This window comes from Methanomethylovorans sp., assembly GCF_041305605.1.
Lineage (GTDB): Archaea > Halobacteriota > Methanosarcinia > Methanosarcinales > Methanosarcinaceae > Methanomethylovorans.
The window spans coordinates 1-26,498 of sequence record NZ_JBFYLB010000117.1 but is presented as its reverse complement, the minus strand read 5'-3'; the positions used below and the strand labels follow the sequence as shown (position 1 = coordinate 26,498).

Annotated in this window: 31 protein-coding genes and 1 tRNA gene; 12 read left to right on the top strand and 20 right to left on the bottom strand. The window is 44.1% G+C overall.

The annotated features are described in order from the left end of the window. Positions 1-6: 6 nt before the first annotated feature. Positions 7-276 carry a response regulator gene (locus tag ACCM36_RS07500; protein ID WP_370573141.1) on the bottom strand — a complete coding sequence of 90 codons (270 nt, stop codon included), beginning with the start codon at positions 274-276 and terminating at the stop codon, positions 7-9. Between the two features lie 204 nt (positions 277-480). Next, positions 481-1,539 (bottom strand): response regulator, encoded by a 1,059-nt coding sequence (locus tag ACCM36_RS07495; RefSeq protein WP_370573130.1) that lies wholly within the window; start codon positions 1,537-1,539, stop codon positions 481-483. A gap of 228 nt (positions 1,540-1,767) precedes the next feature. Here ACCM36_RS07495 and ACCM36_RS07490 point away from each other — a divergent pair, with 228 nt between their 5' ends. Continuing rightward, positions 1,768-3,570, top strand: a complete 1,803-nt coding sequence (locus tag ACCM36_RS07490; protein WP_370573129.1) for an ATP-binding protein — start codon at positions 1,768-1,770, stop codon at positions 3,568-3,570. Positions 3,571-3,649: 79 nt separating this feature from the next. Here ACCM36_RS07490 and alaS read toward each other — a convergent pair whose 3' ends face one another. Next, positions 3,650-6,424, bottom strand: coding sequence for an alanine--tRNA ligase (alaS, locus tag ACCM36_RS07485; protein WP_370573128.1), 2,775 nt, complete (start codon positions 6,422-6,424; stop codon positions 3,650-3,652). A 248-nt stretch (positions 6,425-6,672) separates the two neighbouring features. On the opposite strand from alaS, the gene ACCM36_RS07480 reads away from it, so the two are divergent. The 3 genes from ACCM36_RS07480 to surE all read left to right on the top strand — a co-directional run bounded on the left by ACCM36_RS07480 (position 6,673) and on the right by surE (position 8,362). Further along, a complete protein-coding gene (locus ACCM36_RS07480) occupies positions 6,673-6,948 on the top strand; it encodes a hypothetical protein (protein ID WP_370573127.1) in 276 nt (91 codons plus the stop codon). 111 nt (positions 6,949-7,059) lie between these two features. Beyond that, positions 7,060-7,476, top strand: coding sequence for a hypothetical protein (locus tag ACCM36_RS07475; protein ID WP_370573126.1), 417 nt, complete (start codon positions 7,060-7,062; stop codon positions 7,474-7,476). 100 nt (positions 7,477-7,576) lie between these two features. Then, on the top strand, positions 7,577-8,362 hold the full coding sequence (surE, locus tag ACCM36_RS07470; protein ID WP_370573125.1) for a 5'/3'-nucleotidase SurE: 786 nt from the start codon (positions 7,577-7,579) through the stop codon (positions 8,360-8,362). 6 nt (positions 8,363-8,368) lie between these two features. Here surE and ACCM36_RS07465 read toward each other — a convergent pair whose 3' ends face one another. Both ACCM36_RS07465 and moaA read right to left on the bottom strand, forming a co-directional pair. Then, positions 8,369-8,518 carry a hypothetical protein gene (locus ACCM36_RS07465; RefSeq protein ID WP_370573124.1) on the bottom strand — a complete coding sequence of 50 codons (150 nt, stop codon included), beginning with the start codon at positions 8,516-8,518 and terminating at the stop codon, positions 8,369-8,371. 2 nt (positions 8,519-8,520) lie between these two features. Next, entirely contained in the window at positions 8,521-9,447 is a 927-nt protein-coding gene (gene moaA / locus ACCM36_RS07460) for a GTP 3',8-cyclase MoaA (protein WP_370573123.1), read from the bottom strand. An 84-nt stretch (positions 9,448-9,531) separates the two neighbouring features. Between moaA and ACCM36_RS07455 the strand changes: the two genes are divergently transcribed. The 3 genes from ACCM36_RS07455 to ACCM36_RS07445 are packed head-to-tail and all read left to right on the top strand — an operon-like array spanning position 9,532 to position 12,346. Continuing rightward, positions 9,532-10,845 (top strand): cobyrinate a,c-diamide synthase, encoded by a 1,314-nt coding sequence (locus ACCM36_RS07455; RefSeq protein ID WP_370573122.1) that lies wholly within the window; start codon positions 9,532-9,534, stop codon positions 10,843-10,845. Between the two features lie 56 nt (positions 10,846-10,901). Continuing rightward, positions 10,902-11,783: a zinc metalloprotease HtpX gene (htpX, locus tag ACCM36_RS07450; RefSeq protein ID WP_370573121.1), complete on the top strand. Its 882-nt coding sequence runs from the start codon at positions 10,902-10,904 to the stop codon at positions 11,781-11,783. Next, on the top strand, positions 11,783-12,346 hold the full coding sequence (locus ACCM36_RS07445) for a hypothetical protein (RefSeq protein ID WP_370573120.1): 564 nt from the start codon (positions 11,783-11,785) through the stop codon (positions 12,344-12,346). The genes htpX and ACCM36_RS07445 overlap by 1 nt, the downstream gene beginning before the upstream one ends. A gap of 24 nt (positions 12,347-12,370) precedes the next feature. Here the strand turns inward: ACCM36_RS07445 and ACCM36_RS07440 are convergent, their stop codons facing one another. From ACCM36_RS07440 to ACCM36_RS07415, 6 genes are all read right to left on the bottom strand, one after another. Further along, positions 12,371-12,649, bottom strand: coding sequence for a hypothetical protein (locus ACCM36_RS07440; protein WP_370573119.1), 279 nt, complete (start codon positions 12,647-12,649; stop codon positions 12,371-12,373). Further along, positions 12,646-13,344 (bottom strand): PspA/IM30 family protein, encoded by a 699-nt coding sequence (locus ACCM36_RS07435; RefSeq protein ID WP_370573118.1) that lies wholly within the window; start codon positions 13,342-13,344, stop codon positions 12,646-12,648. Before ACCM36_RS07435 ends, ACCM36_RS07440 begins: the two co-directional genes overlap by 4 nt. A gap of 97 nt (positions 13,345-13,441) precedes the next feature. After that, positions 13,442-14,500, bottom strand: coding sequence for a DNA primase regulatory subunit PriL (gene priL / locus ACCM36_RS07430; protein WP_370573117.1), 1,059 nt, complete (start codon positions 14,498-14,500; stop codon positions 13,442-13,444). A 3-nt stretch (positions 14,501-14,503) separates the two neighbouring features. Continuing rightward, complete coding sequence (gene pcn, locus ACCM36_RS07425) at positions 14,504-15,241, bottom strand: proliferating cell nuclear antigen (pcna) (RefSeq protein ID WP_370573116.1); 738 nt, start codon at positions 15,239-15,241, stop codon at positions 14,504-14,506. Between the two features lie 103 nt (positions 15,242-15,344). Next, the gene (locus ACCM36_RS07420) at positions 15,345-15,659 is read right to left on the bottom strand and encodes a transcription factor S (RefSeq protein WP_370573115.1); all 315 of its coding nucleotides are present in this window, start codon (positions 15,657-15,659) and stop codon (positions 15,345-15,347) included. Further along, a complete protein-coding gene (locus ACCM36_RS07415) occupies positions 15,637-16,053 on the bottom strand; it encodes an NUDIX domain-containing protein (RefSeq protein ID WP_370573114.1) in 417 nt (138 codons plus the stop codon). Before ACCM36_RS07415 ends, ACCM36_RS07420 begins: the two co-directional genes overlap by 23 nt. 61 nt (positions 16,054-16,114) lie before the next feature. On the opposite strand from ACCM36_RS07415, the gene artA reads away from it, so the two are divergent. The 4 genes from artA to ACCM36_RS07395 are packed head-to-tail and all read left to right on the top strand — an operon-like array spanning position 16,115 to position 18,592. After that, positions 16,115-16,933: an archaeosortase A gene (artA, locus tag ACCM36_RS07410; RefSeq protein ID WP_370573113.1), complete on the top strand. Its 819-nt coding sequence runs from the start codon at positions 16,115-16,117 to the stop codon at positions 16,931-16,933. Then, the gene (locus tag ACCM36_RS07405; protein WP_370573112.1) at positions 16,934-17,551 is read left to right on the top strand and encodes a phosphatidylserine decarboxylase; all 618 of its coding nucleotides are present in this window, start codon (positions 16,934-16,936) and stop codon (positions 17,549-17,551) included. It begins immediately after the preceding gene. Further along, on the top strand, positions 17,548-18,249 hold the full coding sequence (locus ACCM36_RS07400; protein WP_370573111.1) for an archaetidylserine synthase: 702 nt from the start codon (positions 17,548-17,550) through the stop codon (positions 18,247-18,249). Before ACCM36_RS07405 ends, ACCM36_RS07400 begins: the two co-directional genes overlap by 4 nt. Beyond that, positions 18,224-18,592: a dihydroneopterin aldolase family protein gene (locus ACCM36_RS07395; RefSeq protein WP_370573110.1), complete on the top strand. Its 369-nt coding sequence runs from the start codon at positions 18,224-18,226 to the stop codon at positions 18,590-18,592. The genes ACCM36_RS07400 and ACCM36_RS07395 overlap by 26 nt, the downstream gene beginning before the upstream one ends. A gap of 11 nt (positions 18,593-18,603) precedes the next feature. Here ACCM36_RS07395 and hisC read toward each other — a convergent pair whose 3' ends face one another. The 9 genes from hisC to ACCM36_RS07350 all read right to left on the bottom strand — a co-directional run bounded on the left by hisC (position 18,604) and on the right by ACCM36_RS07350 (position 26,342). Continuing rightward, entirely contained in the window at positions 18,604-19,686 is a 1,083-nt protein-coding gene (hisC, locus tag ACCM36_RS07390) for a histidinol-phosphate transaminase (protein WP_370573109.1), read from the bottom strand. After that, on the bottom strand, positions 19,673-20,830 hold the full coding sequence (locus tag ACCM36_RS07385; RefSeq protein WP_370573108.1) for an acetylornithine transaminase: 1,158 nt from the start codon (positions 20,828-20,830) through the stop codon (positions 19,673-19,675). Before ACCM36_RS07385 ends, hisC begins: the two co-directional genes overlap by 14 nt. Positions 20,831-20,896: 66 nt before the next feature. After that, positions 20,897-21,226, bottom strand: coding sequence for a hypothetical protein (locus ACCM36_RS07380; RefSeq protein ID WP_370573107.1), 330 nt, complete (start codon positions 21,224-21,226; stop codon positions 20,897-20,899). A 68-nt stretch (positions 21,227-21,294) separates the two neighbouring features. Further along, a complete protein-coding gene (locus ACCM36_RS07375) occupies positions 21,295-22,149 on the bottom strand; it encodes an acyltransferase (RefSeq protein WP_370573106.1) in 855 nt (284 codons plus the stop codon). A gap of 104 nt (positions 22,150-22,253) precedes the next feature. Then, complete coding sequence (locus ACCM36_RS07370; protein WP_370573105.1) at positions 22,254-22,745, bottom strand: PUA domain-containing protein; 492 nt, start codon at positions 22,743-22,745, stop codon at positions 22,254-22,256. Positions 22,746-23,036: 291 nt separating this feature from the next. Further along, positions 23,037-24,497 carry an RtcB family protein gene (locus ACCM36_RS07365; RefSeq protein WP_370573104.1) on the bottom strand — a complete coding sequence of 487 codons (1,461 nt, stop codon included), beginning with the start codon at positions 24,495-24,497 and terminating at the stop codon, positions 23,037-23,039. A 117-nt stretch (positions 24,498-24,614) separates the two neighbouring features. Then, positions 24,615-25,055 (bottom strand): archease, encoded by a 441-nt coding sequence (locus ACCM36_RS07360; protein ID WP_370573103.1) that lies wholly within the window; start codon positions 25,053-25,055, stop codon positions 24,615-24,617. A gap of 48 nt (positions 25,056-25,103) precedes the next feature. Then, positions 25,104-25,712, bottom strand: a complete 609-nt coding sequence (locus ACCM36_RS07355; protein WP_370573102.1) for a CDP-alcohol phosphatidyltransferase family protein — start codon at positions 25,710-25,712, stop codon at positions 25,104-25,106. Positions 25,713-25,790: 78 nt separating this feature from the next. Next, entirely contained in the window at positions 25,791-26,342 is a 552-nt protein-coding gene (locus tag ACCM36_RS07350) for an aldolase (RefSeq protein WP_370573101.1), read from the bottom strand. Between the two features lie 71 nt (positions 26,343-26,413). Here ACCM36_RS07350 and ACCM36_RS07345 point away from each other — a divergent pair. After that, positions 26,414-26,487, top strand: a tRNA-Thr gene (locus ACCM36_RS07345). The last annotated feature ends 11 nt before the right edge of the window (positions 26,488-26,498 follow it).

The following is a 26,498-nucleotide window of genomic DNA, read 5'->3' as shown; positions in this document are numbered from 1 at the left end:
TGGATATTACTCTTTTTCATTTATTCTCTTGTTTTGCAGAGCAACGAGACAACGAGTACGTTCTATAAGATTCTTCCTGCTGAAGGGCTTTGTAACGTGATCATCAGCTTTTAGCACATGGATGCCGCGCATCTTGTCAAAATCCTGGCTTTTGACCGTAATTATTGCCACAGGGACTTGAGGGTCTTTTTCCTTGATCTTATGGAAGGTTTCCCAGCCTTTCATCTCAGGAATCATTATGTCCAACAGAATAGCATCAGAATCCAGGGTATCCATAAGTTCCAAAAATTCAATACCGCTGTGAGCACCTACAACATCGATCTTCTCATACTAATACGAGCTTTAACAGATCAATAGTATCCGGTTCATCATCTACTACCATGACTTTAGGACACATCCAAAAGACTCCGAGAACTGAAGAGTATGAATTTTTTTAGAGGGTAGTATACTTTTTTTCTGAAATATAAAACTTTGCCTTGGTCATTCATCTTCGATCCAACCAAATCGACGCATGACCATCCGAATCCTGGCGTTTACCTCACGCTTATCAAAAGGTTTGGCAATGTAATCATCAATACCCAATTCCATGCCGCGCACCTTGTCTTCTACAGCGGTCTTTGCAGAGATCATTATCACAGGGATAGTAGCGGATGTTGCGCTCTGCTTGAGGTGTTCTACCACTTCGTATCCATCCATATCAGGCATCATTATGTCAAGGAGGATCAGATCCGGACGTTCCTTCAATGTAGCTTCGATAGCTTGCTGCCCATTATATGCAACTACAAAATCATAAGGTTGATTCGAAAGTGACAGCTGCAGAAGATCGGGTATATCCGGCTCATCATCCACAATAAGGATCTTCAGACGACCTCTCTTCAACTTCTTCTGTATATATTCAAAGGAGAGTTTTCCATCTTCAACATGGAACCTTGCATCAAGAGTTTTCATCCCGATCTCTGCATGGATCTCGCCTATGCTTGTGAGTTCCACAATGATCTCAAAGAAAGACTTAATAAGGGCTTCTGATTCAGCTTTAAGAGTATCCTTTCCCAAAATGGCAATAATAGAACCATTTTTTTCTGAGACTTTTGTGCAGACGAAATTAATGAAACTTTCCACGACCTGCATATTATCAGTGCCTAACACTGTCATGCTATCGATCACTAATAGAGAGCCGGGGAACTTATCAAAGAGTTGCACTATATGGGAAGCTATTTTAGTATGATCTGATGGTGAGGAGAAATAGAGAACACCATCAGATGGTTCTTTTCCTGGAGGAAGTAAGTCAATGAACATGATGCGTCCAAGATCAACGTCGTATTTGTATTCCTGGAACATTCCCATTACTTTATCCCGGGGAACTTTCAGGCAAAGCCAGACCACTTTTTGTTGAGGATTGCTTTGCAACAGATCAGACACATAAAAATAAACAATACGTCCCACAGCAACATCTACGGGAGCAAGGAAAAGAACAGTTTTTGACCTTAACCCCTCTTTGAAAGCATGAATGATCTCGTGCGTCTCGTCCGTATTCATCATATTTACCTTGTATAATATATTAGTAATTATTTGTTTTGTTCTCATATTAAACTTTGGTATTCTACGCAGTTACACAATATAATAATAGCATTAAAAATATAAACTATGAATATAATACAAAGTATACTTTCCAGTGAAAGCTGGGATTTCGGGCAAAACAATTTAAAGATATTATCAGTGATCCCTCAGGTATCCTGATGTCCACAAGTAGTGAATTGCGTATCATAAATGTTCGGCAAGGATAATAGTTTGGCATCTTCCGGATCATGTGCATATATATGGAAAAAAAGCTTGTTCGTACTGGTTGGCATCGTATTTTTAATGGGTATGCTAGTTTCTGCCTCTTATGCCACCCAAAAACATTCCATGGAAATGCAAGCCAAAGAGAATGTTCTAAACCTGGCAGAAGTTCTTGAAAAAGAGTGCAGTTACATATTGCTCAGAAACGATACTAGTGAGATCCAGAACATAATTAAAATGATCTTGTTGAGCGATAGTGATATCGTCTACATTTATGTTACGGACATAAATGGAGATATCATCTTATGGACCATATCAGAAGAAGATACTGGCCTCCAGGAACAGTTCTCCAACTCCCGTCTTTCTTTCATTGACTTACAGCCAAAGAAAAAAATTCATGAAATAATAAAGCCCATTAAAGAAGGAACCATGGGAACGATACATATCGGGCTCCAGGAAGATGGATTCTTTGGTCATGTAATTGAGCCCGCACGTATGCCCCTTATCTATATAGTGCTTCTGCTAATTGCCATTTTCTTTTTGGCCTATGTTATAAAAGTTGTTTTACTCAGACCAATAGATTCGCTTAATAGAGGATTGGACGAATTAAATAAAGGTAACTTTAGTTACATGCCTGATATGAGAAATAACACAGGGACACATGGGTTTTCAGGTGTTTTCATTGAAATTGGAACAAAAATACAAAAGCTGGTCCGTGAAATAGAAGAAACGTCCCGGAAGGTGTTGGAAACCCGAAACTATTTGGATGTAATAACATCCGTAAGCAATGAAGCTATTTTTGTCACAGATGAAGGGGGATGGATAGAATATGGGAATGAACGTTTTCTGGACCTCTGCGGATCCACTGGTAATGAGATAATTGGAAAGCAGCTGGAGCAGTTCATTTTTTCAGACAAGGGATTTCCCCGGCAAATGTGGCAGAATAATGTACAGAATTACGACAGCGATCAGTCTGAAGCATATCTGATCTTACAGAATGGAGCAATGAAACCTGTCCTGATAAGACACGGACATGTTGAGCTCAATGGCCTGAAAAAGCTTGTGTGCTTGGTAAAGGATATTTCCGAAATTAGAATAGTTGATGAAATGAAGAACAATATTATTTCCAATATATCTCACGAACTACGCACACCTTTGACAATAGTTAAAGGGTTCATAGAAATAGCATCGGAAGAGGATAACAGAGAAAAACGTAGCAAATACCTCCAGAGATCCCTTGAAGCTTTGAAACGTCAGGAGTGGATGATAGAAGATCTCCTGGAAGTTGCCATGGATGAAGAGGATGTCAGATCTATTATTTATGACAGTGTATACTTGTATGATGTTATTGAGAAAGCTATTGAAAAAGTACTGCCAAAAGCATTGGAAACCGATATTCATATGAGAAATCAGACAAGAAAAGAAATTTGTGTAAAAGCTGATCCGGATAAGCTTTGTTATGCAATGACAAAGCTTTTGGATAATGCAGTGAAGTTCAACATGCCAGGAGAGGACGTGGTAATAGAAGCAGCATGTTCGGACGATCTCATAACCGTAAAGGTGACGGATAGAGGCATAGGCATACAGCCTGAAGACCTCGGCAGAATATTCGATCACTTCTACCAGATAGACCCCAGTACTAAGAGAAGATATAGTGGGAATGGCCTTGGCCTTAGCATTGCTAAACGTATCATTGAACGTCATGGGGGAAGGATATGGGTGGAAAGTGAGAAGAACAAAGGAAGTACTTTCTTCTTTACCTTACATGGGTTTTCCAGAAAAACATTGTAACATTGCTATAGCATGGAGTTTATATAAAAAACAGGTGATGGAAAAACTCCATCACCATAGTTGCCCGAACTATATAGTTTTACACGTTGAAGGAAGTCTTGATAAGAGAGATACCTTTTTCCATGGCTTCAGCAGCTTTTGAGGAATCCACACCCCCACCACGGGCCATGTCCGGACGTCCTCCACCACCGCCTCCTACTATCCGGGACATTTCACGTACAACTTTTCCTGCATCTGCTCCTTTTGCAACAGCTTTTTTACCAGCGGCCGCCACAATCTTGACACCTTCAAAATCGCTGATAAGGAGAGCCATAACATCATCATCCTGGGTGAGCTCACCAGCGATCTTAACGAGTTCATCCGTATCTGCATGGTCCACATTCTGCGCCACGAGCCGTACACCACCAAGATCCTGGGAATTGCTCAGCATTCTGACAACACGCAGCTGAGCCATCTCTTCCTTAAGCCTCACATTTTCTTTCTTGAACTCTTTCCATTCGGTGAAGAAACGGTCGATAGTTACGGGAAGCTGCTCCGGAAGCACCCTTAAAGCATCAGAGGCAGTCGTCAGATAATAGTCTGATTCCTGAATAGCCCTCACAGCTGCCATGCCTGCAGCATACTCAATACGTTCCACACCGTCCTGGATGCGCTCTGTCTTAAGAATCTTTATAGGCCCTACAAGACCAGTGTTAGTACAATGAGTGCCTGCACATGCCTCGATATCATCGGCAACTTTCAGCACACGAATAAGATTACCCTTGGGAACCCCACCCTGATAGAGACCGAAACCATATTTTTGTTCAGCCTGGTTCCGCTCCATCCATTCGGCAGTGACCCTCTGGTTTTCCATGACGGTCCGGTTAGCCAAAAGCTCGATCTGGTTGAGCTGTTCTTTTGTGATACGTTTGTAATGTGTGATATCAAGACGAGCTCTGGTCTCCGTCTTCTGGGCACCTGCCTGCCAGATGTGGTCACCAAGCACTTTCCTGGCTGCATCATTGACGATATGGGTAGCCGTATGATGGCACGCATGCGCCATACGACGATCCTTATTTACCCTACCTGTCACAATATCACCCTTGCGCAGATGCAGCTCATTCTCCATAGCGTCTATCCGGTGCACTACCACACCTTTTACCATCTGTACATCCACCACGTTCAGCACCACGTCCTCAAGGACAAAAGTACCATGGTCAGCAGGCTGTCCACCGCCCTCCGGATAGAAAAGAGTACTATCGCATACAATGTAATTATCGAACAGATCGAGCACAACAGCCTCGAATTCCATCCTATTGGGTTCATCATAGAATAACCTCTTTGTGGGAGGGAGACGGGATACACGGTCTGCATAAGGAAATACTTTTTCTTCCTTTTCCTCTGCTTTGCTGTGTCTTCCGGCGACAAGGGAGTAAAAATTGTCAGGAAGGTCTACATTGACCCCTTCTTCACCGGCAGCATCTTTTGATATCTCGGGTGGGATGCCATGAGTATCATACATCTCGATGATCTTCTCAAGGGGCATTTTTTCCCCTGTTTGTTTGTAATGCTTGGCAGACTTACTGATCATCCTCCTGCCCCGTTCCAGAGTTTCCTGAAACTTTATCTCTTCATGGTGAAGGATATCTTCGATAACTTCGAGCCTTTCAGCGAACTCCGGATATTCCGGCAGGTTCTTGATATGCATTTGTACGATCTCACTGAGAGGAATGGATATATTCAGATCCTTCATCATACGAAGTGTCCTTCTGAGCACCAGTCTCGCCAGGTATCCTGCCTTTACGTTGGAAGGGATTATACCATCGCCAAGCATAAAAGTAAGACATCTGCTGTGGTCAGTGATAGCATATACGGTTTCCACAGGTTCCATTATGGCTGAAAGCTTTTCAGCCGTTGTCCCTATACTTGAAGCCACTTGCCTGCGTAGTTCCATGAGGTTTGCCTTTTCACTTACGTCCATAAGCCCGGCAAGCCTTGCATTCTGGGCAAGGATATTGGCATATTCAGGGTCCTCAAGTTCATGTTCTATACCAGCGAGGTTCATGAGCTCTTTTACTATATTGGGAAAGACCGCATCATAAATAGTGGGAGAACCTTTCGAAGCCCAGACAAAACGCTCAAGACCATAACCAGTATCTACAATATAATTGTCCATCTTGCGGTACATCTCACCTTTTATTTCGATCGGACCATCTTTTACCTGTTCCAGGTTCATGAACACAAGAGTGGCAACTTCCAGCCCACCGACCAGAGTTTCCACACAGGGACCAGCATTTCCGCCTCCAGCCCATGGTTCTTCTTTGTATGTAACTGCCATGGGATCAACTCCCAGAGAGTTCAGCAGTTCATCGCAGAGTCCGACAGTCCTGTCTTTCCAATATATCTCAGCATTTGGCTTGTTGAATGCATGATGAGCCATCATCTCAAAGGTTGTAAGATGGCGGCCACTTCTGCCTACCGCATCCAGGTCAGAAAGCCTGATGCACGGCTGAGATATGGTAAGAGGATTATGAGGAGGAGCAACCTCACCGGATGTAACGAATGGCTGAAAATCAGCGATAGATGCTATGGTAAGGTATATATCATCCCTCCAGCGAGCTACCACAGGATATCTTCCCATCCTGGTATGACCCCTTTCCTCGAAGAACTTGAGGTAATATTCCCTCATCTCGGCGAGATCGAAACTCTTTTTGAACACTGGATTGCCTATAAAAGAATAGGGGTCACACGGTGCATCACCACATGTAACCCTTTCAAGGTCGCGGGTCCAGAAGAACTTGCCACATTTAGGACACTGTTTCCTGACAAAACCGTTATCCTTGAAAAAATCAAGCTGATATTCATCTTCAAGCATAATAGTACCATCTGATAATTGAAACGCGTTTTAACCATATCACCTATCTTTCAAGGCTTAAAAACATTTCTTATGACACGCCCACATTCAAGTATGAGCCATGTAGAATAAGCCAATCCACCCTTAATGTAAATGCTTTACTGCAGACATGTTCTGAACATAGTATGGATAATTGTGAACATGAAATGCAAAATAATGCCATCATGTTTAAGTGCGTGAACATGAGTATCTCAGTGTAGTGATGGCCGATGGAAGCAAAGAGATACATGTCGCTGGTTTTTAGAGGAATAGTTGAAGAATATGACAACGCCGGTGTAAGACCCTCCGTATTTATGGATGGCGGCGGAAGTTTACATATCTACCTTTGTGACTGCATTATTCCGGATGAAGAAGAGAATTTTGGTTCTGAGGTGGACTTTTCCTACCAGGTCAACGGTGGACAGTTCGTTGAAACCGTATGTACCCCTAAGAGCATAGAACCCATGAGAAGTAAAACCGCGATGGAAGATGACTGGTCCGAATAAATAATACTTCTAAACATATGAAATGATATGAAAATAGACTGCATTACATTGGCAAATGATATTTACACATCCCTGTAAGTTTCTTGCCTTTCGATCCCAGGATGTGAGTCGATGGATTATAGAAAATTTAGCCGTGTCCTTAAAAACGCCAAACAGGTTTATCGAGAGGATTACGTAAAAAAACTTTTTAAGTCTGCTCATTACGACATTGGTCTTTTTGAAGAGCAACTGAGCGATTTCAATGGCAGCCTGACCTATGGAGAGAACAGAAAAGCTAAAGAATATATAGACAGGACCATTATAGCCCAAGTGCTCGACGATGCCTCACTGCTTCTGGAAATCATTAGCAATAATCCCAAAAATTCCACTGAACAAAACCAGGAAATAGAAGCTATCATTGACAGGCTGGAAGAGATGCGTGATGAGATAGAAGTCCTTGAAGAAGTAAAGATGATGGCCCAGATGCAGGACAAGGAAGATAACCAGGAACAAGAGAGAGGACATAGAAGAATGTATGCAAATGTGTGAAGCATACATCCATCTTAAATTAAATACCCTTTATTAAATTCAACTGTTCTGCATAGATCCATGGATTAGTTTTAAGGCTTGGTCTGACAAAGATGGAGCTATGCCAAAGATATTGCTTACAAATGATGATGGCGTCTATTCTGCAGGTATCCGGGCAGCGTACCGAAGTGTACAGGATATTGGAGAAGTAATAGTATGTGCGCCCTCTATGCAACAGAGTGGAGTGGGTCGATCAATATCAATTTTTGAGCCTTTAAGGATAAACCAGGCCACTATCAATGATATGAATGTCTATGCCGTCGGTGGCACCCCGACCGATGCAGTCATACTTGGAATATTCGCTGTGATGAAAGAGATGCCGGATCTGATCTTATCCGGGTTCAATATCGGAGAGAACATTAGCACCGATACGATCACCACATCCGGAACTATAGGGGCTGCTCTGGAGGGGGCTAGTTACGGAATACCGGCCATTGCTGCTTCCATACAGGCAAAAGAAGAAAAAGATAAGTTCGATGATAACTGGGAGTATGACCACGATTTTGATGTCGCGATAAAGGTTGTGAACAGGATAGCAAAAAATGTGATCAAATTCGGACTACCTGAACATGTAGACCTGTTAAATGTAAATATCCCTCACCAGGTAGAAGAAGACACTGAAATAGAGATCACCAGGCTTGCCAGGAAAGTATTCAAAACAGCGGTGGAAGAGAGGCATGACCCAAGAGGCAAGCCGTATTATTGGATAGCCGGGGATCTCATAATGGAAGAAGAAGAAGGCACCGATGTACATGCTATTTCACAGAAAGGGCACATTTCGGTCACACCCATCTCCCTGGATGCAACGTCACCTATTGATTTTTCTGAAATAGAACACCTGCTGTAAGCAGAGTTATCTTTTTATTTTTAGCACGATCTCATCACAATCTTCTTCCACGCCTTTCAATGTGCCGACTGCACCAACTACGGTACCTGCAAGGATCTTTTGTACAAAATGGTTTATTTCAATCTCATTCCCATCGACCGTTAACTTCACTTCCATGATCATATCTCCTTTCGTTTCCGGTAAAATGGAACCCTTCTGCTTACAGCAAGCCTGAAAAGATCAGACATTTCCTCCACGGAGGCATGGGAAACATCCACCAGATTATCATTTACAAGCAGACAGGGACGAAGTTTCCCATCCGCTGTTACGCGCAGCCTGTTGCAGTTGGCACAGAACTCGGTATTATCCACAGGTCTGACGAATTCAATTTCAGCGCCATCGATAAGATATTTTTTCCTGTGGTGCAACTCTCTGACCTGGACGCACCCCGCCTTAAGTTCAAGTTCCCTTTCTACCTCATCCACATCTACATGATAACAGGCAACATCCCCAAAATCCATGAGCTGGATAAGCTGCAGTATCACGTCCCCATGGAATTCCCTTGCAAAGGAAAGCATGTCCTCAACTTCAAATTCATTGACATCTTTAAGCAGGACCATGTTCAGTTTCACCGGGGTGAGGCCAACATCAACTGCAGCACGGATACCATCTATAACCTTTCCGAATATCCCACCTTTACACTTGGTTATGTGCCTATAGTTTCCCTCATTCAAAGAATCAAGACTAATATTCACCCTGTTAAGACCTGCATCCTTTAGAGACTGCGCGCGTTCCCTGAGCAGGACACCATTAGTTGTCATGGACACATCTTTAAAAGGAGGTAATGATACGAGTATATCTTCCAGATCCTTACGCAACAAGGGCTCTCCACCTGAGATCTTGAGCCTGTTGACCCCAAAACCTGCAGCCACGTGCATTATATTGGAGATGGTCTCCACTGACATCTCTCCGGTAGTACCTATACTGCCTTCGTTATGACAATAGATACAGTTCAGATTGCATCGGTCAGTAATAGACATCCTCAGGCTCTTTATGGTACGGCCATAAGAATCCGTGAGGAATTCCGTTCTGTGTGGAGTGATCATAACTACAGATATCCCTTTTTAGAAGCCTTTGAGCGATTTAATCGGACATACTGATATATATACGTTACACATACAGTAAAACTCATGACAAAAGCGGTACTGATAGCGGGAACGAATAGCGGTGTCGGAAAAACCACAGCCTCCATGGGGCTAATGGCTGCACTGGTCAAAAGAGGCATGCAAGTCCAGCCTTATAAGGTTGGCCCAGACTATATCGATCCATCGTACCATACAGCTATCTGTAAAAGAGCATCCCGTAACCTGGATACATTTATGATGGAAGTGGAAGGTGTGAAAAGGGAAATGAACCGTACTTCCGGCGGTTCAGATATCTCGGTTATCGAAGGCGTGATGGGACTTTTTGACGGCATGGATTCCAGCGAGGTTGCAAGTTCTGCACATGTAGCTAAGTCCCTTGATGTACCTGTGATCCTGGTAGTTAATGTACATGGGATGTCACGTAGTGCTGCTGCTATTGTAAAAGGTTACTCTGAATTTGACCCGGAAGTGGAGGTCGCGGGAGTAATCCTCAACAAGGTGGGAAGTCCGAGACATGCAAAAATGATCCGCGATTGTATTCCCGACGTACCGATCGTAGGAAGCCTGCCACGTAACAAAGATATAAGCGTGCCTTCCAGGCATCTGGGATTGCACATGGCCTTTGAATGCGATTTTGATACCAGTGAGCTTGCCAGGTTCATAGAAGAGAATGTGGATCTGGATGCTATCATAGGGCTGGCAAGGGAACCAAAAACAGATGTTTATCCAGAAAAAGAGATACCAGAGGCAGACCTGAAGATAGGAGTGGCCATGGATAAAGCATTCTGCTTCTATTATGCTGACATGTTCGATGAATTCAGGCGAAACGGTGCGGAGGTTGTGTTCTTCAGTCCCGTGGCCGGGGAATTACCGGATGTTGACGGCATGTATTTTGGCGGAGGCTATCCCGAACTGTACCCATGTGAACTTGAAGCTTCCGCAACTACAAAAGCCTTAAAGAACCTTTCGGCAGATGGAATGCCCATATACGGGGAATGCGGCGGATTGCAGTACCTTTCAACCTCTTACGAGATCGATGATGTCACATATAGGATGGCAGATCTGTTCCCTGCACGTACCGTACTTACCAAGAAGCTCCAGGCTCTGGGATATACGGAAGGTTACGCACATGGACCATTCATAAAAGGACCAGTGCGTGGACATGAGTTCCACTATTCAGCCACCGATTGTGATAATGATGCCCGGCTTACGTTTGAGATGAAACGCGGCAAGGGAATAAAAGACGGATGGGATGGCATTGTGGAACACAATTCGCTGGCATGTTATCAGCACGCTCATCCTGTGAGCTTCCCTGTAAAGGCATTTGTGGACATGTGCAGGACTTATAAGCGCAGATGATATATGCAGATGGCTAATATTCTACTGATGACATATCATCTAGGGGGAATACCTCCATGAGAAAATGGAAACATGATATAGGATTGGAGAGCAGGATGCTGCTTACCATGTTCTTGCTGGGAGCTGTGTATTTGTTCTTCCTTGTATTCCTGGCTGCTAATGGCGCAGACTCCATGTTAATACTTCTTTTTGCGGGAGTAATGATGTTCGTACAGTACTACTATTCTGACAAGATGGTATTGTGGACATCAGGAGCCAGAATTGTATCAGCGAGCGAGGAACCTGAACTTCATGAGATGATCACACGGCTGTGCGCGATCGCAGATATTCCGATGCCAAGAATAGCTATCATGAATACTATGATGCCCAATGCTTTTGCCACCGGAAGGAACCAAAAGAATGCCGTTGTGGCTGTGACCACAGGCCTTATGCAACGCCTTGACCGGGAAGAACTTGAGGCCGTGATAGGGCATGAACTGACTCACATTAAGAATCGTGACATGACGGTACTAACCATAGCCAGTTTCCTTTCAACTGTTGCTTTCTTCATTGTAAGGTATGCCTTATACTTTACCGGAGGGAACGACAGGAGAAATGGGAATGGAGGGCTTATTGTAGTATGGATAGTTTCAATGATAGTGTGGGTGATAAGCTTCCTGCTCATCCGCGCCCTTTCACGATACCGGGAATTCTCCGCTGACAGGGGGTCTGCAATTATAACAGGGAAACCTTCAAAACTCGCATCCGCTCTTATGAAGATAAGCGGTACAATGCAGAGAGTGCCATCTGAAGACCTAAGGAAAGTTGAAGGCATGAACGCCTTTTTCATCATCCCTGCAATATCCGGCTCTTCGATCATGCAACTTCTATCGACACACCCTTCCACGGAAAAGCGCTTAGCAGCACTTGAAAAATTAGAAAGGGAGCTTGAGTTCTGATGGGATTTCTTGACACAATACTTGGAAGGAGCAAACTCCCAAAAGCAAAGACAGAGAGGTTGTTCGCTATTTCGACAGCGATTGTCACCCTTGAAACAAATCTGGGAATTAAGCCCACCACTGTCGCAGGGATATGTTTCAAGCCAACTGAATCATCCCGCTATGAGACAGCGCGCACAGAGATAGAAGAACTCCTGCGATATAGTTGCCAGGAAACCGGAACCTCCTACAAGCTCAAAAAAGATGAATACAACTTTTTATGGGCCATTCTGGAAGATCCTGATTTCGAGGACATTGTCACCAACATACACCTGGTAAGCCAGACGATGATAGAACATGGTTTCGGGGAGCAATTGCTATGTGCCATATACAAGTTCCAGGGAAACAGTACCGTATATTGGATATACAATTTCAAGCAGGATAGTTTCTATCCTTTCGTACCGAAAGGAAATAAAGAAAGAGATAATTCCACGGAATTCAGGCTCAAGTCCCTGATGGAAAGAGAACTGCCCATAGAAAAGAATGTAGAGAAATGGTATCCCTTGTGGGGAATACCTTTCTGATTTTAATTATGCTTGTTACAAAATTCAGTCCTCAAAGATACCAGTTCCTGTGAACACGTCCTTCGCTTCCGTAAAGGTCAGGTCCTCAGGAGGAACTATAACATCTGATTCCACTAGCTCTTCAGCCGCCAGAATCTTTCCATTCTGTTTGACCTTTGAGATAAGAGCTGCCAGGTCTTGCTTGTAAGCTTTTTCGTCTCCTTTGGTCACATGATCAACTATGCGGTTATCAATAGCGTTCAGCTCATCAAAAAGGCTGCTTGGCACTTTATATTGACCCTGTCCCATGATCCGTATTATCATTTGCCTGCCTCCTGTTTGAGTTTTGCCAGTTCCGCATCCACAGTGCTTTTGGAACTTATCTTTGAAAGTTCCCGATCTATGTCATCATGTCTGCCGGTCACATCTTCCAATGTACCTTGTTCAATGAGTTCGTCAAGGGCTGCAGAACGTGCTTTCATCTGTTCGGTCTTGTTCTCGGCCCTCTCCATAGCAAGTCCCACATCGGCCATTTCCTCGCTGATCCCGGAAATTGACTCGTTGATCTTAACCTGGGCCTCTGCAGAGGAATACTGTGCTTTGATGGTTTCCTTCTTAGTCCTGAAGATCTCAACCTTTGTGGATAAGCGCTTCTCAGCAGCTACGAGTTTCTGCTGTTCCTGATCTAGCTCCGCTATTTGCAGATCAAGCCCCTGTACCTGCGCTACAAGTGCAGCCTTGCGCTCAAGGGCAAGCCTTGCAAGGTCTTCCCTGTTGGCGTTTACAGAGTCCCTTGCCTGCTGGTCCAGCTTATCTATACTCTGCTGTAGCTTTGCTTTCTGTAACTCCAGACGTTTCTTTGATGTTGTGACTTCAGCCACTCCTCTTTTTACATTTTGTAGAAGCTCAAGCTGTTTTTCATAAGAATAATCAAGAGTCTCCCGGGGATCTTCCATCTTATCTGCTAACTTGTTCATCTTGGCTTTGATAACTGTGCTCATGCGATTGAATAAGCCCATATTCTCCCTCCGTGTGTTTTCATGTATATATTAGCCTTAATTTATGATACTATTTTAATCATATAAAGGTGTTAGGAAATGACTTCACAACTAGATTCTATTCCTTCTCTTTTTCTGATAATGGAAATTGCTGTGAACCTGCATTCCTGTGTTTAAACCAGGTCTTACGGCTGTAATAGTTAAGAGGATGTTTAATCCGGCTACATAATTCATCTGCACCATAGCAATTGCCATAAGTACGCATAGTAGAGCAGGAAGGAGGTTTGTATTCTGTGCCCGATGAGCCTGAGATATGTTCTATCTGATACCTCGTCTTCTCCACATCAAAATCAGGAGACACGTTGAACATGGCGACGATATCATCGACAGACATGCCTACGTTACGCAGGAATGAAGTAAGGGCAAAACGCATGGAATGAGCCAGGTTGACACCCGCCCTTACATTGGATATGGCATGTACCATGCATGGGGGGAACATATTGCTCTCCACAGCACCGAAATCTTCTGAACCGAAAGTTTCTTTCATCTGCTGCAGTTCAGCCTGAATCGGAGAAATATAAGGAGCACACATCTGACAGATATCTTCAGGTACAGCCAGAGGCAGGGAACTTTGTATCCTATCCCTTATAGCTTCCTGGAGCAACCTTGCAAGCTCTTCTTTTGAGATATAAACATGGCCTTTCTGTAACTTGCGGTTAACAAGTTTCCATTCCAACGCTTTCATAGAACTTGCAAGTCTGATATAATCCGTGAAATGGATATCGAACTCATTATCAGAAATGAGTATGTCCACATAAAAATCAGATGCAATTGAGCATAGGAAGTCAGATGATCCAAAACGTAGCAGATCGTAGCATGAGACTGCTTCAGCAAGTGCATATCTGCGTATAAGGAAACTATCATCGATACAGGACACCAGTATCCTTGAAAAGGGGTATGAAAGCAATTCTATTAGAATTTTGCTCTCATCCGAAACTAAAAGCTGTGGTTTACGGACCTCACCTTTTAAAGCCTGAAGTATTCTTTCGACCCCTCGGGAACGGGCAGAGTCCATAGCCCTGGAAGTGATCAGCCTTTCAAGGCTGAAACCCAGCCCTGATACGTATGCTGATGCTTCCGTAATAAAGGGATAAAGAGCAAGATCCTTTTCTTCCATAGATCAGTCTGACTCTATCCTTGGGGCAAGCAGGTAGCTGATCTTGCCTGCACCTTCGGCAATTGTGAAACTTATCTTGATGGGATAATCCCTTCCCAGCTCAAGAGTGACCTCGTTTGATTTTGAGGCTGGCTTGACAATATCCGAGAGATAGTCCAGGGAGAACAAAGAACGTGCCTCTCCCGATTTTAGATCTATCAACTGGTCCCTGGGCATTTCCAGGCGCACTTTATCAGTATCCCCTTCAGCTTCCATATAGAAGATCTCTTCATCGACGCCAAGGGACATGTGATCACTGATCTTCTCTGCTGCTTTTACAGCTTTCTGGAGTTCTTTGCCATTAAGGACCACTTCAGCAGGCAGCTCAATCTGTGGTATGCGTGGTTCTGCACGGATGGTGGAGGGATCCAGTAACGAAAGAGTGTAAGAAAAGCCACCGATGTGTATGGACATTTTCTGGGACAGCTCATCCAATTCTAGAGTAGCCTTTTCGTTCTTTTCTGCTACTCCAAAAATATCATTGATCTTGGTAAGGTCCATGCCGATCTCACAGTCATCGGCAGCATAATCATCAAAGGCACTTGCACTAAGCTCGAAGCTCACCATGGCCACGTTTGCCGGATCCACCGCTCTTACAGAGAGCCCCTCAGTGGATATCCTGAATCGCGCCTCATCCACGAGTACAGAAAGCGTTTCTATGGAACTTTTTAAAATATCCGCGTCAATCGTTGCCTTGAACATATTAATTCTCCATCCGGTGTCTGAATAACCACTTCATTATATCCTTTAAGTAATAAAAGTTTCCTATTTAAAGACATATAACAATGTGGCTTAAAGACAATTCTCAGTCGTATTCTCTCCACGTGGCACTACATTTGGTACATTTGAAGAAGCGTGTTTCGGACTCATCTGCTGACCTAAGCTGCCTGAGCCACCAATATGCAACATTGTGCCCACATTCCGGACATCTGGTAGATGTAGTGGGAAGACCTTGATCGAAATTCTCTTCCAGAACGGTGACTTCACGGTCTATACGCTGGGATTTTGACACGAGATCGGCAGACACACCTTTAGTGTCTTTCACATAGCCACATTTCTTACATACGAAAGAACCCTGAACCGGGAACATCATACACTTACATTTGGGACAGAACTCCATTTATATCAACTCTTGCCTGATCTATTATATAATTGTGATCGAAAGCCAGTTTGGGTATGCCATCTATTGTGAAAAGCGCGACTTCTGCCGCATCAGAACCTGCTTCAGGGGTACCTGTTCCCTTTGAGAGATAACATATAGACACTGTATGCCCTCTTGGATCACGCGAAGGTTCTGAATATACTCCAATCAACTTAACTATTTCTATAGACAAACCGGTCTCTTCCAGTGCCTCACGCACCACTGCCTCTTTAGTAGTTTCCCCCACCTCCACAAACCCACCGGGAAGTGCGAACATGCCCTTAAAAGGGTCGTTTTTACGCCTGACAAATACAATCTTTGAATCATAAATAATGATTGCATCCACTGTTAAAAGAGGAGTTACCGGTTTCATAGGACAACAAGTTTATTATGGCTGACAGGTATATAAGTCCATACAACTACAGGTGCTATTAATGCTTATCGTACTATGGATATCCATCTCGTTAATGCTACTGAGTGCCATTCTGCCTGGAAAAAATGGGTCTAAAAGAATAATAGGAGCTATTGGATGGGGTATATTCTCTATCCACTGGTTACAGCAGCCCTTGCATTATATTGCTATAGAGGACTATGTAAATGTGGCGCTTACCGTAGCAATGAGTATATTTTGCATGCTCATAGCACACACAATGTATGTTGAACATACTCGCAAATACACTTCAATGAAAAGGCATATAGACATCACATATATGGCTACTAATGCCATTGCTATTGGATCAGTGTTCTATTTTCCTTTTGCAGAGATACCATCCCTCAAAGAATGGCTGATCGGTACAGTAACAAATAATATAATGTGGACACTGAGCGCCCTAGATATCTCTGCGCATAGAACGGGCAACATGATAACATATAACGGGCACACCGTAGAGATCATCCTGGGATGTACAGCCATTGAAAGCATTGCCCTTTTTATGGGTTTGATAGCTTCTGTGAATGCCCCGATAAAAAAACTGTTAGCGGCATTCGTGGTATCGGTTCCTGTCATCTATATACTTAATATAATAAGAGATGTATTTGTAGTGGTCGCATATGGTGAAATGTGGTTTGGACCAAATAGCTTTGAGATTGCACACCATATGATAGCAAAGGCCGGTTCAGGAGTAGCCTTGTTCGTGATCGCATACATGGTCATGCGCATACTGCCTGAGATCCTGGAACTCATTGATGGCCTTTGGGACATGACCACTGAACAGATGCACAACTTAAAGAAGAAAGTTTTGGGAAATAATTAAATGCTTGCCAAAGGTTCAATTCCCTGGATACTGACTACTTTTGGGATTACAGTTTGTTTTGCGTTGGCGGCCTGTTTCACAGGACTTCCATATGCAAAAACAGGAGTGGCAATAGGACTATTGGCGCTTGTATTCTTCTTTGTATTCTTCCGTGACCCTGAGCGTTATTCCATTGAAGGGGAAGAGTGCATGCTATCGCCTGCCGACGGCAGGATAGTGGACATAAGGAACAGGAAGCTGTGTATCTTTATGAATTTCCAGAATGTTCATGTGAACAGGGCACCTTTAAAAGGAAAGGTCACTTTCATGGAGTACAAAAAAGGCGGGTATATACCTGCTTTTTGTAAGGATTCCCACAGGAACGAGAGACATCATATATTCATAGATACAGAGCACGGAAAAGTTGAAGTTGTCCAGATAGCAGGCACTATCACCAGAAGAATAGTGCCTTATATAAAAGAAGGAGACATGATGGAAAAGGGACAACGTATTGGGATGATCCGTTTCGGTTCCAGAGTGGACGTAACAGTTCCTGACAACTTTGTTATCGAATGCAATAAGGGTGACAAGGTATATGCCGGTCGGACGGCCATAGCCAGATTAAAACAAAAGGAGTGAGTGACATATTTAGTACTCTGAAATTGCCTGATATGATCACTCTGCTCAATGCATTGTGTGGTTTTGGAGCGATCGTTGCAACACAAAACGGAATGCTTCACTTATCATGTATATTGATCCTCATAGCTGCAATCGCAGATGGCCTTGACGGGAGTCTGGCCAGATATGTAGGAGGAAGCGAGATAGGAGGGGCACTTGATTCGCTTGCAGACGTTATCTCCTTTGGAGTGGCCCCTGCAATAATTATTTCCTCATATATGGGAAACGAATACTTTACACTTGCAGCAGTCTGCTTTTATCTGATCTGCGGCATTCTGCGGCTTGCAAGGTTTAGCATATCTAAATCCGATAATGCTTTTTTCAAAGGTTTGCCGATCACAGCAGGTGGAATAACAGTCTCTGCGATTATATTGGTAGATAAAGGATACTTCCAGCCAATTGCTATGGCAGTGGGATGCTTAATACTGGGACTATTAATGGTAAGCAGTGTACCCTACATGAAAATAAGAAGTAAAAAGAAAACCCTGCCATTAACACTTATCTTTGCAATACCTATATTCTCTTATTTCCTGAATGCGACACTTACGAGCACATTTACGGCGCCTTTACTGGTGACGATGATGCTGTACCTCGTTTCTCCACTATACATAAAGAACAGGGAAAAAGAAGTTCATGAGCACAATAAACAGCCTAACTGACACGGATAATGCCCTATTTGAAGCCGGAATTAAGCTGGGAGCATTATACCACCAATTCACCGGTTCACCCGTGAACCTGAGAACTGTGGATAGCTTGGAAAAAGCTATAGCAGAGAGCATATCTGTGCAGCCCTATGTGAAGAGCATAACAGTTAACATTGATCGGGAAATGATACGTTCCAGACTAAATAGCGAATTCGGATACTGCGAATTGGAAGGACGTATGCTGGATGTAGCTCTTAGTATGAAGTATGGAAATACAATGGTAAAAGCTTCTCTGAGATTCAACCGGGAACTTGACTATCCACTCATGAAAATAGAAGAAATATCAAATATCCGATGATACCGGATATTCTATGTGGATCTGAATGCTTCTACTACACGCACATTTTGTTCTCGTGTGCCGACTGTGACTCGTATCAAAGAGTTGCCTGCACCCCTAAAAGAACGGCAATCCCTTACAATTACACCTTTTTTAAGAAGGGTTTCACATACATCGCTGGCACTGCGGGGAGAAACATCTACGAGTACGAAATTGGCCATGGAATCATATACCTTAAATGGTATTCTTTCTTGCAAGTATTTGCGTCCCTCTTTGACCATTGCAATGCTCTTTTCAATATGTGCTTTGTCAGAAATGGAGGCTACTCCTGCTTTCAATGCCAGAAGACTTACATTGAAGGGCGTTGCTGTCTTCATATATTCTTTCTTAAGCCAGGAAGGCATTATGCCATAGCCTAAACGCAAGCCAGCAAGGCCAAATATTTTTGAGAACGTCCGGCCCACAATCAAGTTATCATATTCCATTACAAGGTTTGTGACGCTATGTTCGGCAAATTCCACATAAGCCTCATCCACGAACACAAGACCCGGGAAGGATTCCAACAACATCCTTATATCGGGTTCAGGCACTAGGTCACCTGACGGATTATTGGGAGAACACAGGAAGATAACTTTTGTCCTGGAAGACACTGCTTTTTGAATAGCTTCAGTATTAACCCTGAAACTTTCTTTCCTTTCCACGTATTTAACGGAAGCTCCGTTTGCACGGGCAGCTATCTCATAATAGGAGAAAGTGGGTATTGGAACGATAACCTCATCGCCTTCTTGAATGATAAGCCGCATCAGGTTATCCAGCAAGCCATCCATTCCCGGGCCTGTGGCACATATATTGGAAGCTGGTATATCCAGATACATGCTCAAGGCATCTACAAGTTCACCTGCGTCCGCTGAAGGATATAGGTGAACCTTATCAGCATTATCCACAATAGCCTGCACTGCTTTTCTAGAAGGTCCCAATGCATTTTCATTGGAACCCAATTTTATGATAGAACTTGGGTCAAGACCATATTTTCTTGCAGTATCCTCTATGGACTTCCCTGGAACGTATTCAGGAATATTGCGAATGTCCTCATCGATAAGTTCAAGCCTGCTCAATTATCTCTACCACCCTATCTATCTGGTCCTTAGTGATCACAAGAGGTGGAGCTAGACGCAGGACAGTTTCAGAAGTACTGTTAAGCAGCACCCCATTATTCCTGGCATGGTCAACTATTTCAGTACAATTGCGCTCCAATTCCAAACCGATCATAAGACCACGGCCACGAACCTCTTTGAAACCCGGAATATCTGCTTTCCTGAGCCTGTCCATGAAATACTTGCCAAGCTCAGTGGTATGTTCCAATAGCCCATCTTCTTTAATAGCTGCGATGGAGCCAAGTGCAGCTGCACATGCAAGAGGATTTCCACCAAAAGTAGAGGCGTGTTGGCCCTTGCTGAATGCGATACCTTTTTTGGCAACAATACCTCCCATCGGGAAACCGCCACCCATGGCTTTCGCCATACACATTATATCGGGCTGAATACCAAAATGGTCTTTGCAGAACCACTTACCAGTCCTGCCAAAACCTGTCTGCACCTCATCAAAGATGAGCAGTATTCCATGCTCATCACATATACGGCGTACTTCCTGCAGATAACCTTCAGAAGGCACATGGACACCGCCTTCTCCCTGAATAGGCTCAATGATAATAGCAGCAGTTTTTTGTGTGATAGCTTCTGCCATTGCATCGGCATTATCATAGGGCACAAAAATCTCTTCCTGTACCAGTGGCCTGAAAGGGGCCCTGTACATCTCCTTGTAAGTTACTGAAAGGGAACCCATGGTACGGCCGTGGAAAGACCTTTCTGCAGCTATGAAGTCTGTTTTTCCCGTAATGACACGAGCCAGTTTCATTGCAGCTTCCACTGCTTCGGCGCCAGAATTACAGAAGAATGCGCGTTCCATACCTGTTAATTTCACCAGTTCCTCGGCAAGATTGGCCTGAACTTCCGTGTAATAAAGATTGGATACATGAATTAGCTTCTCTGCCTGGGACTTTATGGCCTCCACTACCCTTGGATGACAGTGCCCTACATTATTGACTGCTATACCTGCCACGCAGTCTATGTACTCCACACCGCTGACATCACAGACAATCGCACCTTTCCCATTGGCAAGGGCAATCGGCTGACGCCCATATGTCTGCATGACATGTGCTGCATCCTTCTGTGCGATGCTTTCGTAATTTATGGAAGACATGGAACACACCTTTGTTAATTACAAGGCAGTTAGGTATAGTTGGAATATATAAAGACTTGACGATGCTTAAAGAATCTTATGCGGTGGTTTCAATGCAATATAAATATTGTGCAACAGGAACGCAAGAGATGCCTGCAAGAAGAACATTGCAGAACTATATTTGTAGCTAGTTTCTTCAGAAGCCGAAAATGGCGATAGCAAAGGTTCAAAGAAAAAGAACAATAAACTTATTGATAGAAAGTAGAAACTGAACTTAAGCTTGTTATAGGATACAAAAAGGCGGGAACGCACAACGTCTGCACTGTAATTGTTCAGTTCATAACAGATCAGTAGTGCAAGGACTACCATAAGACCCCGCAGCAGAACATCCAGTACAATAAGAAAATTTGTGTTCATATGACGGCACTCCTATTTTGCTTATTAATTGTACTTGCCATCTGATAGATACAATTTCTTAATATAATTCAAACATCAAGCTGCATCAGTTGGCTGTCGCTTAATTCTGCCTTTTCTTCTCTTTCAAAGATAATACCTTCAGAAGCTCTCATTACGCCATCCACTCTTGCAGATTCATGTATCCTGACAGTGCGCGCATTGATCTCACCCAGCACATGAGAACCTTCAGAAATCCTCACCATTCCCCTGGAAACAATATTTCCATGAATGGAATTATCTTTTCCCAGATTAACATCATCTATGGTCCTTATACTTCCATAGAGAATATTGCTGTCACCCATCTCCAATGATGTGGAACGGATGTTTCCTACAAGCCTGCAGCCGCTTCCGATCACCGCATGGGAAGGTACGCGGATAGAATCGATAGAAATACTTGAACCATTTGGAATTATCATAGCAGCAGCGGAACTCATGGTTTCAACATTATCCTCAGAGAGGTCATTCAGGGCTTTTTCCACCTCTTCATCCTTACCAAGCCGCAGAAGCTCACTTATGTAAAGGAAAAGATATACTATGACAGGTATAGGATTGCGTATGACTATCCAGCCCTTTGCCTCAAAGCCCCCGTTGATCTTTACGTCATTGCCTATATCCAGATCTCCTTTGACAATGAGTTTGCCATCGATGTTCACAAACTCTCCCAGATAAGCATCTGTATCTGTTTTTACATTACCACCTATCCGGGACCAGATATCTATACGTACATCAGACTTGCATATAAGATCGCCAGCAAGTTCCACACGTTCACCCAGAATGGCAGAGTTAGTGTGAATACCGTACTTGATGTCCGAATGGTTGCCTACTATCACGTCACCTTCCACGACAATAGTGTGCTCTTCCATCTTCGTATTATCAGGGACCACGAAAGTTTTAAGGAGGGTTTCTTCGGCTATGATATCACTTCCGAGAATGACGAATTGTAGCTGCGGTTACGGCACACATGGTATAAATTGGCATGTATAGATTATTAATTATCCTGTCTGTCCTTATCCTGATCAATGCCATTGCGTACATCAACAGCCGGTCCTCTGCCTATAGACAATGCTTCATCAGGCGAAAGTAAAAGTTGGCCTGTGGCAAGGAGCTTGTCAGAGCCATCGACAACAAGGACTTCTTCACCTGCCCGAAGCCCCTTGTCCAAACTGATGATGTGTTTTGCGAAAACAGTCTTGCCTTTCGATACAAATGGAACAGCATCATCACACACCACCACCCTATAAGAAGGAACATGAAGGACATTATGTACCACCATAGCTCCAGCAATGCTCAGGGTGAGCATACCATCCCTTGCCCTAACAGTAGCAATACGCTGTCCATTATCCATGATTTGCCTGACACGGTTGGTCCGGGACAGCAGAAAAGTCACACCATCTGGAAAAAGGGCTTCTCCACATCCCTTTCCAAACTGATAATCTGCGATATTCCTTACTTTTTTTAGATTCTTATCTGTATCTTGCATAGCAGCTAAATTATAGGTACCTTTTAAATGTATAGCGGTCATTTTAAATTAGACGAATGAAACTACTTTTATGAATTGTAATATATAATTAGCATCAAACAGATTTAAATATAATAATGACTTATTAGTACTTGAGGAAACGGGAAAACTGCTTGTAAGCTGTATAACCCGAAAAACGTAACTGTAACCAAGCAAACCATTCATCCCCTCAAACAATACACCCGTTTCCTCTTTTTTCTGATGGTTGACAGCCACAAATGCTTTGAAATTATAAAAAATATGATGTTAAGTTCAACCTTTTACAACTCCAATGGGCATCAGACGTGCAACTTTTCGTGCTATGCCCAGGTTATGAACAACATCCACTACATCACTGCTAGATTTGTAGACCTCAGGAGCCTCTTCGGCTATTAGTGCTGGTTGCGTGGCACGAACAGATATACCCATTTCACTGAGCTCCTTCTGTATTTGCTCCCCCCTGAACTCTTGCTTGGCATGTGCTCTGCTCATGACCCTGCCGGCACCATGACATGCGCTACCGAAACTGATCTCCATTGCATCGAGAGTTCCATGCAGTACGTATGAAGCAGTTCCCATGCTTCCCGGGATAAGCACTGGCTGACCCACTTCTTTATATGCCGCAGGAATATCTGAATGCCCGGGAGGAAAAGCACGTGTGGCACCTTTCCTGTGTACATAGACCTCTTGTTTTTTGCCGTCTATCTTGTGTTCCTCGAGCTTTGCTACATTGTGTGCTACATCGTATACGAGATCCATACCCAGTTCATCCACATCCTGCCGGAAGAAATCCTGGAAAACTTCCCTTGCCCAGTGCATTATGACCTGCCTGTTGACCCAGGCATAGTTGGCTGCACATACCATGGCACCAAAATAATTCTGAGCCTCGGACGAATCCGTGGGTGCACATGCAAGCTGCTTGTCCGGGAGATCGATCTTATATTTTTGCGCTGCCTGCGTAAGAGTACGCAGATGGTCGGTACATATCTGATGACCTGCGCCCCTTGAACCACAGTGTATCATGAACGTGATCTGCCCTTTTTCAAGACCAAAGGCTTCAGCGGCTTTTCTGTCATATATCTCATCCACATACTGGATCTCCAGAAAATGATTGCCGCTACCAAGAGTTCCCAACTGAGGCCGTCCCCGTTGGCGTGCCCTGGTGCTCACCTCCTTTACCAGGGCGCCTTCCATCATGCCCTGACTCTCGCACCTTTCCACGTCCTTCGGTACACCGTAGCCATTCTCCACAGCCCAACGAGAACCATGAATGAAAATGTCATCCAGCTGATTATCATTTACGCGCAAGCGGCTCTTTGAGCCCACACCAGAGGGTACCGCATGGAATAATCTTTCCAGCAGATCCTTTATCCCCGGTCGTACATCATTTTCTTGCAGGTTGGACCGGATAAGCCTCACACCGCAGTTAATATCGAAACCCACACCACCGGGACTGATGACACCTTCCTCCCTGTCAAAAGCCGCAACCCCACCTATGGGAAAACCGTAACCCAGATGTGCATCGGGCATGGCCATGGAATACTTCTGTATTCCTGGCAATGCAGCCACATTGGCCACCTGGTCCAGCGTACCTTGTTCCAGCAGTTCAAGAAGCGGAGGGGACAAGAACAGGCGCCCAGGAACGCGCATGCCCGGTTTGTATCCACGAGGCACCTCCCACGTATTATCATTGATCTTGTTGAGCTTAACTGAAATATCATTATCTTCAGACATGGTTATCACTTACTTCAAAACTTCTGTTGGATACTCCCATCCCACATATAAACTATAGACCTGACATGTAAAATAGTGTTGCTTCAATGATCGCTTCAATAAATTACATACTTGAAGTCAGGTATCCACTGTAGCCCGCAACACCCATCCATCTGCTGATTGCTCCACCTGCATATCATTATATGTGGCTGCCTTGACCTCTGTGTCGAACACATGCCTGGACAGATCAATAGCCTCCCCGTAAACAGTGGCATTGAGATGGAACTGGCCACCTTCATGTTTGATACTATGCACACTGAAATCACCAAATATCAGATTTTCCGCATCCATAAGGAAAAGGAATTCTGAGAGCCAGTCGAAGAGCAGGCCATCAAGGTCTTCCGCAGTAATCTCGATGTCCTGTGAGATGGTATTAGATACTGACTCAGTATTTATCATGACGTTGAACATGGCAAGAGCTGCGTTCCCAAAGGCTTCCTCAAGAGTTTTACCGTATGCCAGGAACTTGGCATCTGCAGTGTGGTCCAGATATTCATACTTCTTCGGGTCAGCAGGCATGAAGAGTAATAGGAGTAAGTGTATTTAAAGTTTTAAATACCAAGGGAGTCAGAGTTGCTGCCAGATATGCCAGATGCGCTGGAAGGCTGTGATATGGCTTGCGATAGCAATTATTAACATGACCCAGCCAAGGGGATTGAACATGAAGACCTGGTGTGGATATGCGAAGTATACCACAGATGCTGCTATGATGAGCAAAAGCCTGTCTGCCCGACCCATTATACCTCCGTAGTACCTGCCAAGATGCAGGGCCTGAGCCTGGGTGCCGAGATAACTGGTGATAAGCACGCCCACTATGGCAATGACACCTATCTGCCACTGCACATGGCCTGCGAAAAAGATACTGCAAATGATTATGACGTCAGCGTAGCGGTCAATTACGTGATCGATGAAATCTCCCTTTGGGCCAGCGGTCTTGAGATACCTGGCCATGAGGCCGTCGATGGCATCAAGCATAGAGTTAAGAGATACCATAAAAGCACCGGCCAGCACTAACAGGGGACTTGAGAATGAATAATAGTAGAAGACTCCTGCCAATATGGCAAATAGCAGGGAAAACAGGGAGACCTGGTTTGGAGTAATGCCTGCATCTGCGACCTTATGTGCGAGGGGTGAAATGAACCGCGTAGCATGTGGACGTAGGGAATCAGAGGTCATGTGTGATGCTATAACGGCTTTTTCGGATTAATGTCTTTCTTTCGTTTTTCTCATTTGAACTGCTTTTTGCTTCTCAGTTCACTTACGCATCAGATCGTGCAGGTACTTGATACGGCAGGAATGTTCCACCTGCGTGGTGAGTACATAGGCCTCATCGAGCACCCGGCCTATAGCAAATGTGCCATGCCCGTGCACAATTGCGGCTTTGTGGACAGAAAGAGCCTTAGCAAGATTGTTAGCAAGTTCTCCGGAGCCTATGCCACCTTGCACTATGGGAACATCACCCAGGAAGTACCGACCTTCACTGTCCAGGGGAGTGATACAACCTTCGCCCTGTAACAAAGACATGGTAACAGCATAGGGACAATGGGCATGTACTATGGCAAATGCGGAGGTACTGTTATAGATAGCGCGGTGTACTACGGTTTCCGAGGAAGCTATCACATCCAGGGCGCAAGTACCGTATACATCCACTTGTACGACCTTATCCGAAGTCAGCTCATCCAGGGCACTGCCGCTTCTGGTTATGAGCATTTTATCCCCCGATCTTACGCTGATATTACCGAAATGTGACTCCACAAGCCCACTTTGAACCAGCTTCCTGCCTATCCTTGATATATCCTGCCACATGCTTGCACCCTAAAGAACCATAAAATTTATCTGTTATTATGCTATGTAGAGGTTGCAATCCATAAATATATGCCTCGGTGGCTCAGCCCGGCAGAGCGAGTGACTTGTAATCACTAGGTCGCGTGTTCAACTCACGCCCGGGGCTTTTGGATTTTT

What these genes read in the sequence shown, in the direction of transcription:
- ACCM36_RS07445 (WP_370573120.1), top strand. Translation starts at nt 11,783, where the DNA reads ATGGGATTTCTTGACACAATACTTGGAAGGAGCAAACTCCCAAAAGCA.
- ACCM36_RS07465 (WP_370573124.1), bottom strand. Translation starts at nt 8,518, where the DNA reads ATGGAAGTGAAGTTAACGGTCGATGGGAATGAGATTGAAATAAACCAT.
- pcn (WP_370573116.1), bottom strand. Translation starts at nt 15,241, where the DNA reads ATGTTCAAGGCAACGATTGACGCGGATATTTTAAAAAGTTCCATAGAA.
- ACCM36_RS07415 (WP_370573114.1), bottom strand. Translation starts at nt 16,053, where the DNA reads ATGAAACCGGTAACTCCTCTTTTAACAGTGGATGCAATCATTATTTAT.
- ACCM36_RS07350 (WP_370573101.1), bottom strand. Translation starts at nt 26,342, where the DNA reads ATGTGGCAGGATATATCAAGGATAGGCAGGAAGCTGGTTCAAAGTGGG.
- ACCM36_RS07490 (WP_370573129.1), top strand. Translation starts at nt 1,768, where the DNA reads ATGTTCGGCAAGGATAATAGTTTGGCATCTTCCGGATCATGTGCATAT.
- ACCM36_RS07370 (WP_370573105.1), bottom strand. Translation starts at nt 22,745, where the DNA reads ATGCAAGATACAGATAAGAATCTAAAAAAAGTAAGGAATATCGCAGAT.
- ACCM36_RS07405 (WP_370573112.1), top strand. Translation starts at nt 16,934, where the DNA reads ATGCTTGCCAAAGGTTCAATTCCCTGGATACTGACTACTTTTGGGATT.
- ACCM36_RS07440 (WP_370573119.1), bottom strand. Translation starts at nt 12,649, where the DNA reads ATGATAATACGGATCATGGGACAGGGTCAATATAAAGTGCCAAGCAGC.
- ACCM36_RS07500 (WP_370573141.1), bottom strand. Translation starts at nt 276, where the DNA reads ATGGATACCCTGGATTCTGATGCTATTCTGTTGGACATAATGATTCCT.
- ACCM36_RS07380 (WP_370573107.1), bottom strand. Translation starts at nt 21,226, where the DNA reads ATGAACACAAATTTTCTTATTGTACTGGATGTTCTGCTGCGGGGTCTT.
- htpX (WP_370573121.1), top strand. Translation starts at nt 10,902, where the DNA reads ATGAGAAAATGGAAACATGATATAGGATTGGAGAGCAGGATGCTGCTT.
- ACCM36_RS07495 (WP_370573130.1), bottom strand. Translation starts at nt 1,539, where the DNA reads ATGATGAATACGGACGAGACGCACGAGATCATTCATGCTTTCAAAGAG.
- surE (WP_370573125.1), top strand. Translation starts at nt 7,577, where the DNA reads ATGCCAAAGATATTGCTTACAAATGATGATGGCGTCTATTCTGCAGGT.
- moaA (WP_370573123.1), bottom strand. Translation starts at nt 9,447, where the DNA reads ATGATCACTCCACACAGAACGGAATTCCTCACGGATTCTTATGGCCGT.
- ACCM36_RS07355 (WP_370573102.1), bottom strand. Translation starts at nt 25,712, where the DNA reads ATGACCTCTGATTCCCTACGTCCACATGCTACGCGGTTCATTTCACCC.
- ACCM36_RS07480 (WP_370573127.1), top strand. Translation starts at nt 6,673, where the DNA reads ATGGAAGCAAAGAGATACATGTCGCTGGTTTTTAGAGGAATAGTTGAA.
- alaS (WP_370573128.1), bottom strand. Translation starts at nt 6,424, where the DNA reads ATGCTTGAAGATGAATATCAGCTTGATTTTTTCAAGGATAACGGTTTT.
- ACCM36_RS07395 (WP_370573110.1), top strand. Translation starts at nt 18,224, where the DNA reads ATGAGCACAATAAACAGCCTAACTGACACGGATAATGCCCTATTTGAA.
- ACCM36_RS07420 (WP_370573115.1), bottom strand. Translation starts at nt 15,659, where the DNA reads ATGGAGTTCTGTCCCAAATGTAAGTGTATGATGTTCCCGGTTCAGGGT.
- ACCM36_RS07475 (WP_370573126.1), top strand. Translation starts at nt 7,060, where the DNA reads ATGGATTATAGAAAATTTAGCCGTGTCCTTAAAAACGCCAAACAGGTT.
- artA (WP_370573113.1), top strand. Translation starts at nt 16,115, where the DNA reads ATGCTTATCGTACTATGGATATCCATCTCGTTAATGCTACTGAGTGCC.
- ACCM36_RS07360 (WP_370573103.1), bottom strand. Translation starts at nt 25,055, where the DNA reads ATGCCTGCTGACCCGAAGAAGTATGAATATCTGGACCACACTGCAGAT.
- priL (WP_370573117.1), bottom strand. Translation starts at nt 14,500, where the DNA reads ATGGAAGAAAAGGATCTTGCTCTTTATCCCTTTATTACGGAAGCATCA.
- ACCM36_RS07435 (WP_370573118.1), bottom strand. Translation starts at nt 13,344, where the DNA reads ATGGGCTTATTCAATCGCATGAGCACAGTTATCAAAGCCAAGATGAAC.
- ACCM36_RS07385 (WP_370573108.1), bottom strand. Translation starts at nt 20,830, where the DNA reads ATGTCTTCCATAAATTACGAAAGCATCGCACAGAAGGATGCAGCACAT.
- ACCM36_RS07455 (WP_370573122.1), top strand. Translation starts at nt 9,532, where the DNA reads ATGACAAAAGCGGTACTGATAGCGGGAACGAATAGCGGTGTCGGAAAA.
- ACCM36_RS07365 (WP_370573104.1), bottom strand. Translation starts at nt 24,497, where the DNA reads ATGTCTGAAGATAATGATATTTCAGTTAAGCTCAACAAGATCAATGAT.